The sequence below is a fragment of the Rothia koreensis genome (assembly GCF_004136575.1).
GTDB lineage: Bacteria > Actinomycetota > Actinomycetes > Actinomycetales > Micrococcaceae > Rothia > Rothia koreensis.
The window spans coordinates 1-13060 of sequence record NZ_NOIQ01000033.1 but is presented as its reverse complement, the minus strand read 5'-3'; the positions used below and the strand labels follow the sequence as shown (position 1 = coordinate 13060).

General features: G+C 65.5%; 10 protein-coding genes. 4 read left to right on the top strand and 6 right to left on the bottom strand.

Features of this window, described 5'->3' with window-relative positions; genetic code table 11:
• The coding region (locus EWU68_RS13370) for a hypothetical protein (RefSeq protein WP_238692461.1) at window positions 1-190 on the top strand (190 nt) is incomplete at its 5' end.
• 908 nt (window positions 191-1098) lie between these two features.
• Here EWU68_RS13370 and EWU68_RS12570 read toward each other — a convergent pair.
• Window positions 1099-2583, bottom strand: coding sequence for an MFS transporter (locus EWU68_RS12570; RefSeq protein ID WP_129316486.1), 1485 nt, complete (start codon window positions 2581-2583; stop codon window positions 1099-1101).
• A 370-nt stretch (window positions 2584-2953) separates the two neighbouring features.
• Between EWU68_RS12570 and EWU68_RS12565 the strand changes: the two genes are divergently transcribed.
• Window positions 2954-3469 carry an asparaginase gene (locus EWU68_RS12565; protein ID WP_129316485.1) on the top strand — a complete coding sequence of 172 codons (516 nt, stop codon included), beginning with the start codon at window positions 2954-2956 and terminating at the stop codon, window positions 3467-3469.
• Between the two features lie 44 nt (window positions 3470-3513).
• On the opposite strand, the gene EWU68_RS12560 is transcribed toward EWU68_RS12565, so the two are convergent.
• The 3 genes from EWU68_RS12560 to EWU68_RS12550 all read right to left on the bottom strand — a co-directional run bounded on the left by EWU68_RS12560 (window position 3514) and on the right by EWU68_RS12550 (window position 6426).
• On the bottom strand, window positions 3514-5169 hold the full coding sequence (locus EWU68_RS12560) for an FAD-binding dehydrogenase (RefSeq protein WP_129316484.1): 1656 nt from the start codon (window positions 5167-5169) through the stop codon (window positions 3514-3516).
• Between the two features lie 75 nt (window positions 5170-5244).
• Window positions 5245-6054: a trimeric intracellular cation channel family protein gene (locus EWU68_RS12555; RefSeq protein ID WP_129316483.1), complete on the bottom strand. Its 810-nt coding sequence runs from the start codon at window positions 6052-6054 to the stop codon at window positions 5245-5247.
• 183 nt (window positions 6055-6237) lie between these two features.
• Window positions 6238-6426: a YegP family protein gene (locus EWU68_RS12550; protein ID WP_129316482.1), complete on the bottom strand. Its 189-nt coding sequence runs from the start codon at window positions 6424-6426 to the stop codon at window positions 6238-6240.
• A gap of 376 nt (window positions 6427-6802) precedes the next feature.
• Between EWU68_RS12550 and EWU68_RS12545 the strand changes: the two genes are divergently transcribed.
• A complete protein-coding gene (locus EWU68_RS12545; RefSeq protein ID WP_129316481.1) occupies window positions 6803-8260 on the top strand; it encodes an MFS transporter in 1458 nt (485 codons plus the stop codon).
• Between the two features lie 872 nt (window positions 8261-9132).
• Here the strand turns inward: EWU68_RS12545 and EWU68_RS12540 are convergent.
• Window positions 9133-10002 carry an HAD family hydrolase gene (locus EWU68_RS12540; protein ID WP_156265591.1) on the bottom strand — a complete coding sequence of 290 codons (870 nt, stop codon included), beginning with the start codon at window positions 10000-10002 and terminating at the stop codon, window positions 9133-9135.
• The gene (locus tag EWU68_RS12535) at window positions 9999-11372 is read right to left on the bottom strand and encodes an MFS transporter (protein WP_129316479.1); all 1374 of its coding nucleotides are present in this window, start codon (window positions 11370-11372) and stop codon (window positions 9999-10001) included. Before EWU68_RS12535 ends, EWU68_RS12540 begins: the two co-directional genes overlap by 4 nt.
• 426 nt (window positions 11373-11798) lie before the next feature.
• Between EWU68_RS12535 and EWU68_RS12530 the strand changes: the two genes are divergently transcribed.
• Window positions 11799-13037 carry a PhoH family protein gene (locus tag EWU68_RS12530; RefSeq protein ID WP_156265592.1) on the top strand — a complete coding sequence of 413 codons (1239 nt, stop codon included), beginning with the start codon at window positions 11799-11801 and terminating at the stop codon, window positions 13035-13037.
• Window positions 13038-13060 lie beyond the last annotated feature (23 nt).

Here is a 13060-nt window from a genome sequence, read left to right as displayed (position 1 = left end):
GTGGGCGGGAGGGGCGTGGGTCGGGGGCTCACGAGTCGCGTGGCGTTTGCCCGATTCGGCGGCGGTAACCGGCGGCGAGGCACCGGGACGCCGCGAGGTACGACGCCGTGGGGTGGCGGTTACCCGATTCGGTGGCGGTAACCGGCAAATTCGCGCCCAGAACCACGCGACGTACGCCGCCGTGGGGTGACGGTTACCCGATTGGGTGGCAGTTACCGGCGGCGAGGCACCGGGACGCCGCGACGTACGCCGCCGTGGGGTGGCGGTTGCCCGATTGGGTGGCAGTTACCGGCAAATTCGCGCCTGAAATGGCCCAAAGTACAACGCCGTTGGGTGGCGGTTACCCGATTCGGTGTCGCTTCCAGTCATTAGGTGGGGTCTTGGCCGCCACCTAACGGCGGTAACCACCTCTCAATCCGGTAACCACCTCCGAACGGCACCTGGACCGGGGCCATGCGTCACGCACGACGTCGGCGACCTCCCGATGCACGACGCCGGCGGGCGGCGGCGTCGGCGGCGGGCGTCGGGCGTCGGCGGCGGGCGTCGGGCGTCGGCGGCGACTACCTCGACGCGACAATCCCGTGCACTCGCGGCACCCGCTCCGGTGCGAGGTGGCAGGATGGTGCGGAATGTGGCGTGATTTCTGCACAAGACTGCCACTTCGCGCACCGGGGAGCACGACAATGCCACCTCGGCCGCACGACGGATGACCCGCACGCCCCGCACGTCCCTTACGCACGCCACGTCGCGCATCCCCCGCGCGCCCCGCACCCGGTCTCGGTCAGCGCACGCCCACGCCACCAGGTGCACGCCGCGGCCGCGGCCCGGCACAGGGAACGTCGGTGAATACGACAACGGGGCCGGCCTCCCATGGGGAGACCGGCCCCGTGATGATGCCGGCCCGGGCCGCTAACCCGAAGACCGGCAGGCCCGAAGACCGGCAGGCCCGAAGGCCGGCAGGCCCGAAGGACACCGGCTTCAAGCCGCCGACTCAGGCCACCGACCCGAAGGGCGCTAACCCGATGGCCGGCCAGCCCGAAGGCCACCGACCCGAAGGCCGGCCAGCCCGAAGGGCTCAGGCCGGAGGTTGCTCTGTTATCAGAGCGCACCTTCCTTGTCGGCGCGAGGGTCGTCGACGATGTCGATGGGCATGGTCGACAGGTCGTACTTCTCGTTCTCCTCGATGTTCTCGATGACGTCGGAGACTTCTTCCTCGTCCTCGACAGCGGGCATCGAGCCGTGGAGGTTGCGCCCCGAGGATTCCTTCATGAAGTACACGCCGATGGCACCCACGATGCAGGCGAGCATGATGTAGTACGCGCCCATCAGGTCGGAGTGGAACACGTTCTGCAACGCCGTGATCACGAAGCCGGTGGTACCGCCGAAGATGGCGACCGCCAGGTTGAACATGATTCCCATCGCGGTGTACCGCACCTTGGTGGGGAACAGCGAGGGCAACGCCGATGCCTGGATCGAAACCTGGAACATCATGATGATGCCCATGATCAGCAGACCCAGGAACGTCGACCAGGTGTGCCCCATCGTCATGAGCACGAAGGACGGGATCGAGCCGATAACGCCGACCACGCATCCGGTGAGCATGACCGGGCGGCGTCCCACGCGGTCCGAGATCGCGCCGAAGATCGGAAGGCTCACGGACACGATGATCAGGACGGGAACCAGCAGGGCGTTGCCGTGCAGGGTGTCGTAGCCCAGAACGTCGGAGAGGTATTCGGGCATGTACGTGGTCACGGCGTAGCCCACGACCTGGGCACACATGACCATGGCCGAGCCGATGAGCAGGCGCGGCCAGTGCCCGCGCACGACCTCCTTGAGCTCGTCCATCAGGCTCTTGTTCTCGTTCTTCGCTTCTTCGTCCTGCGCGTCCTTCTGCGCCTCGAAGGCGTGGGATTCCTGGATGTGGGTTCGCATGTACATGCCCACGAGTCCGAGCGGGAGGGCAACCCAGAAGCAGATGCGCCAGCCCCAGTCGGTCATGAACTGTTCGCCACCGACGACCTCGATCACGGTCGCGAGGGTGGCGGCGGCAGCGAAGCCGAGGTAGGAACCGAAGTCCAGGAAGGATCCCCAGAAGCCACGACGACGGTCGGAAGCGTATTCAGCGATAAAGGTAGCGGCACCGGCGTACTCGCCACCGGTGGAGAAGCCCTGCACGAACTTGAGCAGGATCAACAGGATCGGCGCGAGAACGCCGATGGTCGAGTATCCCGGCAGGCAACCGATGAGGAACGTGCCCAGGGACATCATGAGGATGGTGAAGGCCAGGACCTTGCGTCGACCGACCTTGTCACCAATGGGACCGAGGATCAGACCACCGAGCGGACGGACCAGGAAGGTCACCGCCAGGGTCGCGAACGTCGCCAAGCTGTCCCAGGGGGCGGGCAACGGGAAGAAGACCAACGCGATGTAGGTCATCACGTAGGCGAAGACGCCGATGTCGAACCACTCCATGAAGTTCCCCAGGAGGGTCGCACGAAGCGCCTTCTTCATCTCGGCCTGGTCGACAACGTGGATATCGTCAGCGGTTAGGGAGGGTGATTGTGAAGTTTGAGAATCACTCATAAGTACGCTTTCTTTTCGACAAACGGGTGCCACTGTACTCCACTGACCTTCGGGTGCAACCGTTGGGACGGCCTGAGTTCCACGTCCCAAGAGCTCGAAACCCCCGACCGCGCGCCGCGCAAAGAACCTCCAAGAGCCGCGTTTCCCCTAGTCAAGCGCCTGTTTTCCAAGCCTTGGCCCCCATCGGCCGAGCCTCGCCGCCCCGCCGCGGAGACGCGACGAATCTCTCGCACATTGCAGCATCTTTTGTGACCTATTGCACAACACGACACCGACGCCTCGAGGGTTAGGCCGCCCGGATAGGCTGTTATCGTGCGCCGGGCCTGTTCGGCCACATCCGATATCGACGTCGTCCCCGAAGGAGCCACCCGTGCCCGCACCCAGCACCGCCCAGCCGATCCTCGTTCTGACCACGGGCGGAACGATCGACAAATACTATTCGGTGGCCGGCGAGCTCGAGATCGACGAGCCCACGATCGGGCCCATCCTGGACCAGGCGGCGACGAACGTCGAGACCGAGGTGCGCCCCGTCGTCGCCATTGACAGCCTGGACATGACCGACGAGCACCGGGCCGAGCTCGTCCGGGCACTGGTGGACGCCGACGCGAGCCGCGTGGTCGTGACCCACGGGACCGACACGATGCCAGAGACCGCCGAATACCTCGCACGACATGAGGAGGCGATCGCGGGCAAGACGATCGTGCTGACCGGGGCCATGCAGCCGTCCTGCATGCGGCAGACCGACGCGCCCTTCAACCTCGGCTCAGCGGTGGCCAGCGTCCAGCTGCTCGGACCGGGGGTGTACATCTCGATGAGCGGTCGCATCTTCGAGGCGGGGTCGGTATCCAAGGACCGCTCTCGCGGGGTCTTCGTCGACAAGCAGTAACGCCCCTCGCGATGGCGGCCCGGGGCGATCCCGGCGGCGGTGCCTCAGACGACGGCGTCGGCGGCCGCGCGCCCCGCAGCCCGACCGGAGAACAGGCATCCGCCCAAGAAGGTTCCCTCCAGGGCGTTGTACCCCATCATTCCTCCACCACCGAACCCGTTGACCTCGCCCGCGGCATAGAGCCCAGCAATCGGATCCCCCTGTACGTCCAGGCACCGGCCGAGCAGGTCGGTCTCCAGGCCTCCGAGGGTCTTTCGGGTCAGGATATTGAGGCGCACCGCGATGAGCGGCCCATTCCGTCGGTCCAGGAATGCGTGGGGCGGGGCAGTCCTCAGAATGCGGTCACCGAGATGCTTGCGGTGGGAGCGCGCCATCGTCAGCTGGGCGTCCTTGCCGTAGGGGTTCGCGAGCTCACGGTCGCGATCCTCCATCAGCTTCCTCAACCGGACGACGTCGATCTCCCGCCCGGGGTCACCCACGCGATTCATGCCGTCCACGAGGTCCTCCAGGTCTTCCGCGACCACGAAGTCCTCTCCGTGCTTCTTGAAGTCCTCGATCGGCCCCGGTGCTCCCTTCGAGAACGCACGGGAAGCCAGAAGTTTGAAATCCTTGCCCGTCAGATCGGGGTTCTGTTCGGATCCCGAGAGTGCGAATTCCTTCTCGATGACCTTCTGGGTGAGCACGAACCAGCTGTACTCGTGGCCCGTGCGCCGCAGGTGACCGAGGGTGCCCAGGGTGTCGCATCCCGGATAGTTCGGGCCTGGGAGGCGGACGCCGTCGGAGTCGAGCCACAAGCTTGATGGGCCGGGAAGAATGCGTATCCCGTGGTTGTCCCAGATGGGATCCCAATTCCGGATCCCCTCGACGTAGTGCCACATCCGGTCCGGATTGATGACGTTCGCCCCCGCGGTCCGGGCGGTGCGCAGCATCCTCCCGTCCACGTGGGCGGGAACCCCCGAAACCATGGTCTTCGGTGGGGTTCCGAGGCGTTCGGGCCAGTTCTCGCGCACGAGATCGTGGTTGGCGCCGATGCCGCCCGAGGTCACGACGACGGCTTGGGCCGAGTACTCGAAACCGCCGACGACGTCGCGATTGCTCGCCGTCCCCCGCCGCGTGAGGTCGGGGCGCAGCACGTCACCGCGGACTCCGGTGACCGCTCCCCCGGTCTTCACCAGGGCCTCAACGCGGTGTCGGAACGCGAACCGGAGCCTGCCGGACCGGGCGTGTTCACGGCACCGACGCTCGAACGGAGCCACGAGGCCCGGGCCGGTGCCCCACGTGATGTGGAACCGGGGCACGGAATTGCCGTGCCCCTCCGCTCGGCCGTCGCCTCGTTCGGCCCAACCGACGATCGGGATCACCCGGTGCCCCATGCCCCGCAGCCAGGATCGCTTCTCCCCCGCCGCGAAATCGAGGTATGCCTCCGCCCATTGCCGGGGCCAGTAGTCGCATTCGCGATCGAACTGCGCGGAACCCATCCAGTCCTGGTGTGCCAGATCCGAGGAATCCCGGATGCCCATGCGCCTCTGCTCCGGAGAATCGACGAAGAACAGCCCGCCCAGCGACCAGTGGGCCTGACCGCCCACGGACTGCTCCGGCTCCTGGTCGAGCACCAGGACGGAACGACCGGCGTCGGCCGCTTCCGACGCGGCCACGAGGCCGGCCAAGCCTGCTCCGACTACGATGATGTCAGCATCCATGTTCCCCACCTCCGGGTTCAACGCGCCGGGCCCGCGCGCATTCGGTGTCGACGATTGCGCAGCTCCGGCCGTTGGTCAGTCCCCATTGCGCCTTCGACGGAGCCGACGCCTTTTCTTTTCCCGATGCGCCTGGATCTGTTCCTCGGTGACGGCTTCCAGGTTCTTCGTGAGCGGCTCGCCCGGGGTCCAGCCCTCCATGCGCCGGGCGCGACGGGAGCGGGAACCGAAGGAAAGCGTCAACCGCGGACGAGGCACCTTGAGATCGATGGGCTCCGGCAACTTCCAGTTCCGCCAACGAGCCAGGACCCCGACGACGCCGCACGTCAAGATCGAAACGGCCATGCCGGCGTCGGGCCGGTGCAAGAATTCGGAGAAGACCACCATTTCGAGACCACCGACCACGGCCACGGTCGCGTAGAGGGAGCTGCCGCCGAGGACGGAGGGGATCCTGTTGACCATGACGTCGCGGATGACTCCCCCACCCACCGCCGTGGTCACGCCCAGCATCACCGAGGGAATCCAGTGCAGCCCGAGGGCCAGGGACTTGGACGTGCCCGTGGCCGCCCAGCACCCCATACCGATGAAATCGACGAGGATCAGGGTGCGGTCGGCCCACCGCGTCCCCAGATCAATGGTGTACGCGAGCCCGGAGGCCACAATGGCGGCAACCCAGTACCCGCCGTCCGTCAAGGCGATGGGGAACCCGGTGTTGAGGAGGACATCGCGGATGATGCCGCCGCCCATTCCGGTCACGATGGCCAGCACCACGAAGCCGACGACGTCGAACCTGAACGCCCGGGCGAGTGCACCGCCGAGGAGCCCGTTGGTCACGACCGCCCCGACGTCGACGATCCGGAACCAGATACTCGGATCCCATTCGGTCACCGTTCGCCACCTGCTTCCTTACCGAAGGACGGCCCGAGCCGACCTCAGGCACATCTCGATCTTAGTGAGCGCCGCCCCGCGGGTGAACGGTTTGTCCAATGTTGCGCCGATCGCCGGGGTGAACATGCAAAACCCCCTGTCACGTCCTGATGGACGCGACAGGGGGCAACAAGTCGCTCGGGATCAGTCTTCCTTTTCGAGCTCATTCACCGTGGCGACGTCGGCCGCTCGCTGAACCGCGGAAACGCCCTTCTTCACCGAGGCAAGACTCTCGTACCCCTGGCCCGTTGCAACGACTTCGCCGTTGCCGGCCTTCAGACGGAACCGAAATTTTCCTGCTTTGTCCTCGTAGATCTCAAACTTCCCTGCCACGGTGGGCTCCTTTCCGGGACGCTGTCGTCTGATGCTCCGAGAGTAGACCCAGATCACATTGCCTGTGAATATTTTTGGGCAAATTTTTGGTGACCACTCACGATCCGCTCGGTTGCCGGTGAGCAAAACGATGAGTTTGCACACAAATGACAAGCATCCTGATCAGTGGTCGGAACCACAGTCGAAACCCGCTCCTTCCCTTGCGAACAGTGGGATGCAGCGGCATCGACATGCCTCCTGTCGCCCGGTATGGCGGCTTCGAGCCGTATACATAGCCTTCTTATGAGTTGTAGGGTCGGCTATCAGTATTTGATTTTTTGGTCCTGCCCGCTTCGTGCGCCCAGGACTTCACTCCCCTTATGGAAGGTTGTAGGACATGTTCGGACCAGAGAACGTCCGTCGGCGGTGGAACGTCGACGATGTGACGGTCACCAAGCCGAATGTCATCAAGCGCGCCATCAGCGCGGCCGCCATCGGCAATATCACCGAGTGGTACGACTTCGGCGTCTACGCATATCTTCAGGTCACGATCGAGAAGGTATTCCTCCCCGACTTGGATGGCGCGATCGGCAAGATCATTACGGCTGCGTTGTTTGCGGTGGCCTTCCTGGTCCGTCCCATCGGCGGCATGGTCTTCGGCCCGCTCTCGGACAAGATCGGCCGCAACAAGGTCCTCGCGATGACCATGATCATGATGGCGCTGGGAACCTTCGCCATCGGTATTCTTCCCGGATACGAGACCGTGGGCCTGTGGGCACCGATCCTGCTCCTTGCCTGCCGTCTGCTGCAGGGCTTCTCGACCGGTGGTGAGTACGGAAACGCGATGACCTTCATCGCCGAGTACGCCCCGGACCGCAAGCGCGGTTTCTTCGGCTCCCTGCTCGAGGTCGGAACCTTCGGCGGCTACCTGATGGGCGCCATCATCGCGACCATCATGACCGGGGTGCTCACCGACGAGCAGATGCTCAGCTGGGGCTGGCGTCTGCCGTTCTTCATCGCTTTGCCGCTTGGTTTCGTCGGCGTCTACCTGCGTTCCAAGTTGGCCGATACCCCGGCCTACCTGCAGCTCGAGAAGGAGGCCGAGAAGGCCGAGAAGTCGAACCGCGGCGGTGCCAAGAAGGGCGGCGAGTTCAAGAACATCCTCAAGCTCTGGCCCTCGATGCTCATCTGCACCGGCCTGGTTCTCGCGTGGAACGTCACCAACTACATGCTGACCTCGTACATCCCGGTGTACTTCGACTCGGTCAAGTCGATCCAGGGTGACGGCGGCGTCTCCGAGTTCACCTCGTCGATCCTTCAGATCATCGTCATGGCCGTCTGCCTGGTGACCATCCCGATGCTGGGCCGTCTCTCGGACCGGATCGGGCGAAAGACGATCATCGTGGTCGGTTCGATCGCACTGATCGTGCTCTCGATCCCCTCCATCCTCCTGATTCGCGGGAACGCGGACCTCACGGTGATGCTGGGTCTGCTCATCATGGGCCTCAGCCTGATCTGCTTCAGCGCGATGATGCCCTCGACCCTGCCGTCCCTGTTCCCGACACTGGTCCGCGCGGGCGCGCTGTCGATCTCGTTCAACATCGCCATCTCGCTCTTCGGCGGAACGACGTCGACCGTCATGAACGCGCTGGTGGGAGGCACCGAGAACCTGATGTGGCCGGCGTACTACCTCATGGCCGCGGGCGCCATCGGCCTGATCGCGGTCTACTTCACCCCGGAGAGCAACGGCCGGCCGCTGTGGGGCTCGACGCCCTCGGCCGAGTCCAAGCCTGAGGCCCGCGAGCACGTCGCCGACCTCAACGAGGAATACGAAGCGGAAATGGCCAAGGCCTGATTCCGCACAGCAGATTCGGCATCGGCTGAATCTCATGGCCCTGGCTCCGCCGGGCGGGCACGTCCCGCACCGGCGCAGCCAGGGCCTTCGTGCGTCTGGGGCCGATGGGGTTTGGGACGCGCGGTTGGGAGAGTTCGGGGTGCGGCTCCGGGGTTGCGGGGCTGCGCCGTTTGAGAGTTGCTCCGTTTGGGGCTGCGCGGCTACGCGGTTTGGGGGCTGCGCGGCTGCGCGGCTGCCCCGTTTGAGGGTTGCGGAGCTGCGCGGCTGCGGTATTCGGGGTTTCGCTCCGGGATTGGGATCGCGCACTGGGGGATCGCCCGACGGCCGCTCAGGATGGGAGGCGGTTACCCGATCGCGTGGGGGTTGGCGACACCTTTGCCCCGTCGACCCAGCCGCATTCGGTGGCGGTTACCGGATCGCGTGGGGTTTAGCAGCCTTTTTGGCCCGGCGACTCAGCCGAACTTGGTGGCGGTTACCCGAAACCGTGGCAGTTCCCGCCGTCAGGTGTGGGTTACGCAACCACCTAACGGCGGCAATCGCCACCCATTCGGGTAACCGGCTCCCAACGAAGCGCCCAGCGCGGCCGGACCAGCGCGGCCGAACCCGCGCGGCGTCGTCGGGCCCCGGCGTCGTCGGGCCGCGGCGCGAAGTGGCACTCTTGTGCGGAAATCACGGCAAAATCCGCACAAAACTGCCACCTCGCGCAGGAGGCACGCAAGAAGGGCGCAGGAGACCCACGGAGCGTGCGCGAGAGCGGGCGGCCGTTCACCGTGGTGGGGCCTCCAGGACAATGTTCCTGTGCGGTCATGTCGCCTCCTCGGTGGTTGGAGTTGCCGACCGCGTCAGACTACGCACGCGACATGGGCAGGCACTCAGTGTTCACCCAGAGCGGCCGGAACCTCCGCCACGGTGCCGAGAACGGGCGGCCGGTGCCCTTCCGGGGCAGCGTCGCGCGGCAGGTCGGATTCGATACCGATGTAGTCGAGCCCCGCGGCGAGAGCGGCCGCACGGTCGGCGAGGGAATCGCCCACGTACACGGTCTCCGCGGGACCGATGCCTCGTGAGGCGAGCTGGGCCAAGAATTCGTCGAAGACCCTGCCATCCGGTTTGTGGAACGCGGAACGATCGGCCCCTTGGACCCCGAGAAAGCGCGACACAGGGAATCCGAGGCGTTCCAGGTCCGCGTTCGCGAAGTCGGTGTTCGTGGACGTCACCACCCCCACCTCGTACCCGCGGTCGAGCAGACCGGTCACCGCCCGCACGGCGCCGTGGATCTCGGTCTTGTGGAAGTCCGAGGCGATCGACTGGTTGTCGGCACGCATGGTGTCGATCGGAGCGGAATTCCGGTACAACCGGGCGATCATCGAGTCGAAAGGCATGCCCCAGGCCTCCGCGAGCTCGGCTTCGGTGAGGTCGATGCCGTAGAAGCGGCGAGCCACTTCCTGATGGTGCTTCCATTTGACGACCCTGGTGTGCACCAAGGTGTCGTCCAGATCGAACAGGACCGCGTGCGGCCTGGGTCGATTCCGCCGGATGGTCCCCTTGTCCGCGAGCGTGGCGACGACGCCGCGCGCGGAGGCCGAGAGGACGTCGTCGTCCTCAGCGGTCACCCACGTGGTCTCCTCGATCTCCGCAGGGTCCTGGTCGTCACCGGGGATGCCGAATGATTCCTGTCCGCGGCAGCGAGCGACCCGGAGCCGGCCGTCGACGACGTCGGCCCGGTCGACCTCCCCCGACGTCACGACCGGTCGCTTTCGGCGCCGGAGGTCACCGATTCCCGCGATCGCACCGCGTACGCACTGCCTTCGGGGTTGTCCAGCGTCGAGTGCTTGCGATTGTCGTGCATGGCAACCACGGCGATCAGGCCGAGGACCGCCATCACGACCACATACCACGGGAACACTCCGGCGATCCCCTGGTTCTTCATGAACAGGGCGACATACTCCGCCGACCCACCGAACAGCGAGTTGGCTATGGCGTACGTGAACCCGACGCCGAGCCCGCGCACGTGGGCCGGGAACATCTCCGCCTTCACGACGCCGGAGATCGACGTGTAGAAGCTGACGAAGAACATCGCGATCACGATGAACACCCCGGAGACCAGGATCGAACTCTGCGAACCGATCAGGGCCAGTAGCGGGACCGGCAGAACAATCATCGCGATCACGAAGATCAGCATCGAGTTCTTGCGACCGATCTTGTCCGAGACGGCACCGGCCGCCGGTTGCATCAGGATGAAAAGCAGGAGGCACACGGTCATCGTGTCCGCGACCCGTCCCTTGTCGAAGCCGCCGGTGTTGATCAAGTACTTCTGCATGTAGGTGGTGAACACGTAGAAGACCAGGGAGCCGATGCTCGTGATCCCGAAGACCACCCAGAAGGCGCGGGGATGCCGGAAGACCTCGAGAAGGCTTCCCGAGCCCTTGGCATTGCGTTCGGACGGCTTCGTCGTCTCTGTCAGCCCCGACCGCAACCACAGGGAGACCAGCGCGGCGAGGGCACCGATCACGAAGGGCAGGCGCCACCACCCCTCGGAGATCTTGTCGTCGCCGAGGGTGTGCGTCATGATCACGGCGAGAAGGCTGGCCAGCAGCTGGCCACCGACGAGGGTCACGTACTGGAAGGAAGAGAAGAATCCGCGCTTGCCGGAGGTCGCGACCTCGGACATGAAGGTCGCCGTCGAACCGTATTCGCCGCCGACCGAGATGCCCTGGACGCACCGGACCAGAGTCAGCAGGATCGGGGCGAGCACGCCCGCCGTCGCGGCCGTCGGCAGAATCGCCATGGCGAGGGATCCGGCGCACATGAGCAGGATCGAGGACAGCATGGACACCTTGCGCCCGTAGCGGTCGGAAATCCGACCGAAGATGAAGCCGCCGAGCGGGCGCATGAGGAAGCCGACGAAGAACACACCCGCCGTGCTCATGAAGGCGCCCGTCTGGCCCGCCCCCGCGAAGAACTGCTGGGCAAAGTACACGCTGAAAAAGGAGTAGACGTAGAAGTCGAACCATTCGACGAGGTTTCCGCTCGAGGCGGCGAGGATCGACTTGACGGTATGCCACGTCGACGGGGTGCGCTCCCTCTGCGCTCCATCAGGGCGGAATGAGGCCATCGTGAGTTTTCCCTTCTCCGGTGCGGTGTGTGGTTCCCCTTGATTTCAGTCGCCTCAGAATACATTCACTGAGAGCTGGATCATAGTCGAGGAGGGGACATTGCGCCTCGGTGCCGGGCCACGGCCGCGCGAGCCCTGCCCGGATGGAGTGTGGCCGGCGACGCCGGAGGGGCGCCCCCCGATTCACCGGGCATTCACGCAAATGTCACGGCCCGCACGAGTGTTGCTGGGCGCCTGGGGTTCCCGGGACTTTAGGTTGGGAGCAGTCGGCACCCGCCGGCTCGGGGTCTCGGCCTCGACACGATCAGGCAGAGGCCGAACGCCACGAGGCGCCCCGTTCACGACGTCGAAGGGGAACTCATCGTGAGCTCGTCCGTCACCACCTACGTCCTCGACACCTCGGTCCTTCTCTCCGACCCCCGCGCCATGTTGCGGTTCGACGAACACGAGGTGGTGATCCCGCTCGTCGTCGTCTCGGAGCTGGAGGGGAAACGCCATCACCCCGAACTGGGGTACACCGCACGCAAGGCGTTGCGGATCCTGGACGAGTTCAGGGAAGAATTCGGGCGGCTCGACCACGACATACCGGTCGGCGACACCGGCGGGACGCTGCGGGTCGAGCTCAACCACATCGAGACCTCCCAATTGCCGGTGGCCTTCGATCGCGGAGAGAACGACACCCGGATCCTCGCGGTGGCCAGAAACCTGAAGGCAGAGGGGGCCGACGTCGTCGTCGTGACCAAGGACGTGCCGATGCGGGTCAAGGCCGCCTCAATCGGGCTGGCGGCCGAACAGTACCTGGCCGAACAGGCCGTCGACTCCGGGTTCACGGGCCTGTCCGAGGTCTTCCTGGATCAGGACGAGATGGACCGCCTGTACTCGTCGGGGTCGATCGACACCGACGCCGCCGCCCAGGAAGTCGTCAACACGGGGCTCGTGCTGACCTCGCCTCAGGGGTCTGCTCTCGGCCGGGCCGTCGGCCCGGACACCATAGGGCTGGTCCGCGGCGACCAGCAGGTCTTCGGTGCGGGCGGCCGCTCCGCGGAACAACGCATCGCGATCGATCTTCTGCTCGACGAGTCGGTGGGCATCGTGAGCCTGGGCGGACGGGCGGGAACCGGCAAATCCGCCCTCGCACTCATGGCCGGTCTCGAAGCCGTTCTGGAAAAGGGCACCCACCAGAAGATCACGGTTTTTCGCCCGCTCTACGCCGTCGGCGGGCAGAACCTGGGCTACCTGCCCGGTTCGGAAGGGGAGAAAATGAATCCCTGGGCCGAGGCCGTGTTCGACACCCTCAGCGCTCTGGTCAGCAAGAACGTGCTCGACGAGGTCGTCTCCCGTGACATCCTGGAAGTTCTCCCGCTGACCCACATCCGGGGCCGCTCGCTGCACGACACCTTCGTGATCGTGGACGAGGCCCAGTCGCTCGAGCGCACGGTTCTGCTCACCGTGTTGTCGCGTCTCGGGCAGAGCTCCAGGGTGGTCCTGACCCACGACGTCGCCCAGAGCGACAACCTGCGCGTCGGCCGGCACGACGGAATCACCGCCGTGATCGACCGGCTCAAGGGGCACCCCCTCTTCGGCCACGTGACCCTGACACGCTCGGAACGGTCGGAGATCGCCGACCTCGTGACGGATGTTTTGGAGGACGGCGAGCTGGTTTAGGGGGTGGGGGTTTCGGTTGGGGG

Excerpts from the sequence above, each read along its gene's own strand:
- EWU68_RS12545 (WP_129316481.1), top strand. The coding sequence starts at position 6,803 with ATGTTCGGACCAGAGAACGTCCGTCGGCGGTGGAACGTCGACGATGTG.
- EWU68_RS12530 (WP_156265592.1), top strand. The coding sequence starts at position 11,799 with ATGTTGCGGTTCGACGAACACGAGGTGGTGATCCCGCTCGTCGTCGTC.
- EWU68_RS12570 (WP_129316486.1), bottom strand. The coding sequence starts at position 2,583 with ATGAGTGATTCTCAAACTTCACAATCACCCTCCCTAACCGCTGACGAT.
- EWU68_RS12535 (WP_129316479.1), bottom strand. The coding sequence starts at position 11,372 with ATGGCCTCATTCCGCCCTGATGGAGCGCAGAGGGAGCGCACCCCGTCG.
- EWU68_RS12560 (WP_129316484.1), bottom strand. The coding sequence starts at position 5,169 with ATGGATGCTGACATCATCGTAGTCGGAGCAGGCTTGGCCGGCCTCGTG.